Origin of the sequence: Streptomyces sp. P17 (assembly GCF_032436805.1) — a bacterium.
Taxonomy (GTDB): Bacteria; Actinomycetota; Actinomycetes; order Streptomycetales; family Streptomycetaceae; genus Streptomyces.
Genome location: NZ_JAVRBF010000402.1, coordinates 1 through 384, shown reverse-complemented (window position 1 = coordinate 384; position 384 = coordinate 1). Strand labels below are relative to the sequence as shown.

The window sequence follows — 384 nt, the reverse complement described above, 5'->3', positions numbered from 1 at the left end:
ACTGGCAGCGACGCTATTCCGCGGTGGAACGGTAGCTGTACTGGTAGTAGCCGTATCCGTAGCTGCTGGCTGCCTTTTTCTCCATGGCGTTTAGAATGGTGCCTTTTACCACGACGCCGGTGCTTTCCAAGCGGCGGGCGGCTAGCTGTACTTCTTTAATGGTGTTGCGCTCAAAGCGGGTGAGAAGTAGCGTGGTGCCGCAGAGGCTGCCCACAATAGAAGGATCCGTTACGGCCAGTACCGGCGGCGTGTCCACGATCACTAAATCGAACTGCTGCTCTACCTCTGCTAGCAGTTGGGCAAAGCGCTCACCCATTAGCAACTCAGAGGGGTTGGGCGGTGCTAAACCACGTGAGATGTAGCTCAACCCTTCTACTTCACTGG

At 56.2% G+C, this 384-nt stretch carries 1 pseudogene; it reads right to left on the bottom strand.

Going from position 1 to position 384, the window contains the following annotated elements:
• Positions 1–13: 13 nt before the first annotated feature.
• Positions 14–384 (bottom strand): annotated as a pseudogene (locus RMT89_RS41485) (hypothetical protein); the annotation flags it as partial.